This is a genomic window from Flavicella sp., from assembly GCF_029238425.1.
In the GTDB taxonomy this organism is placed as follows: domain Bacteria; phylum Bacteroidota; class Bacteroidia; order Flavobacteriales; family Flavobacteriaceae; genus Flavicella.
Genome location: NZ_JAQWGB010000018.1, coordinates 1 through 1,720 on the forward strand (window position 1 = coordinate 1; position 1,720 = coordinate 1,720).

2 protein-coding genes are annotated in these 1,720 nt (G+C 34.5%); one reads left to right on the forward strand and one right to left on the reverse strand.

Going from position 1 to position 1,720, the window contains the following annotated elements; all coding sequences use genetic code 11:
- Positions 1 to 488 (reverse strand): riboflavin synthase (locus P8H68_RS01275; protein ID WP_300320610.1); only part of this gene is annotated, 488 nt, incomplete at its 3' end.
- A 62-nt stretch (positions 489 to 550) separates the two neighbouring features.
- Here P8H68_RS01275 and pdxA point away from each other — a divergent pair.
- A complete protein-coding gene (gene pdxA, locus P8H68_RS01280; RefSeq protein WP_300320612.1) occupies positions 551 to 1,594 on the forward strand; it encodes a 4-hydroxythreonine-4-phosphate dehydrogenase PdxA in 1,044 nt (347 codons plus the stop codon).
- The last annotated feature ends 126 nt before the right edge of the window (positions 1,595 to 1,720 follow it).

Here is a 1,720-nt window from a genome sequence, read left to right on the forward strand (position 1 = left end):
TATGTATAAGGAATGATTGCTACGCTGAATTCGTTTTTCTGAGAATTCACAACCGTTAAACTAGTTCCGTTAATGGTAATGGAACCTTTTTCAATGGTTACGTTATTTTTATTAGGGTCATAAGAAAACGTAAATCCCCAACTTCCATTTTCATTAGTGATCGCAGTACAGGTAGCGGTTTGGTCCACATGTCCTTGAACTATATGTCCATCTAGACGATCTCCTAGCTTCATGGCTCTTTCAAGATTGACGGAGTCGTTTACTTGTAAAGTATTTAAGTTGGTTTTTTCTAGAGTTTCTTTAATCGCGGTTACCGTGTATAGATCTTTATCGATCGCAACTACTGTCAAACAAACACCATTATGTGCTACGCTTTGATCGATTTTTAGTTCAGAGGTAAACTCAGAAGAAATAGTGATATGTAAGTTGTCGTTTTCTTGAGTGATTTCTTTTACTAAGCCTTGTTTTTCTATAATACCTGTGAACATAAAATTGTCAATTTAAATGATTACTTTTGATTCCTCAAAAATAAGAATAATAAAGTAGTTGAATGGAGAAAGAGCAAAAAATAAAGGTTGGGATTTCAGTGGGTGATATCAATGGTATTGGTGTTGAGGTTGTGTTAAAAACTTTTGCAGATAAGCGTATGATGGATTTTTGTACTCCTATTTTATTTGCATCTACTAAAGTGATTACTTTTCATAAAAATATGCTCAAGTTAGAGGTTCCTGTGCAGGGAATTCAATCTTTGGATTCAGTAGTGGACGGAAAATTGAATTTAATTTCTGTAACTAAAGAGGAGGTGAAAATGGAACTGGGTAATCCAACAAAAGAGTCTGGTGCTTTTGCACTGAGATCTTTGGATGCTGCTACCCAAGCTTTGAAAGAAGGTAAGGTAGATTTGTTAGTAACTGCACCTATCAGTAAAGATAATATTCAATCGGAAGAATTTAAATTTGCAGGACATACAGAGTTCTTAGAAGATAAATTAGAAGGTGATAGTTTGATGATATTGATGACTGATTCTTTGAGAATGGGATTGATTACAGGTCATGTTCCGGTTGCAAAAGTGTCGGAAACGATTACCAAAGAGCTCATTTTATCTAAAGTAGCAACCATGCATACAACCTTGGTAAAAGATTTTGGGATTGCTAAACCAAAAATTGCCGTGCTTGGCTTGAATCCACATTGTGGTGATAATGGAGTGATTGGGAATGAAGATGAAGATATAGTGCGACCTACATTGAAGGAAATTCAAGAAACAGGAAAGTTGGTTTACGGTCCGTATGCTGCCGATGGTTTTTTTGGTTCGGAGAATTATAAAGGTTTTGATGGGGTGCTAGCGATGTATCACGATCAAGGATTGGTTGCCTTTAAAACCTTGGCTTTTGGTAATGGTGTTAATTTTACAGCAGGATTGAATCAGGTTAGAACCTCTCCGGATCATGGAACTGCTTTTGAAATAGCCGGACAAAATAAGGCAGATGCCTCGTCATTTAAAGAAGCTTTGTTTACGGGATTGAAAATTGTAAAAACTAGAAATGCTTATAAAACCTTAACAAAGGATAGTTTAAAAGTTAGAAAAAAATATTAATGTGTAAATTTTAATTTCTTTTGTTTATTATAAAATGAAATTTTATATCTTTGCACGCTCAAATTGATGTTCATTATGAAAGAGTTGAGAGATTTTGAAATTTCTTTTATAGGTTTAAAGGAAGGA

What these genes read in the sequence shown, in the direction of transcription:
- pdxA (WP_300320612.1), top strand. Translation starts at nt 551, where the DNA reads ATGGAGAAAGAGCAAAAAATAAAGGTTGGGATTTCAGTGGGTGATATC.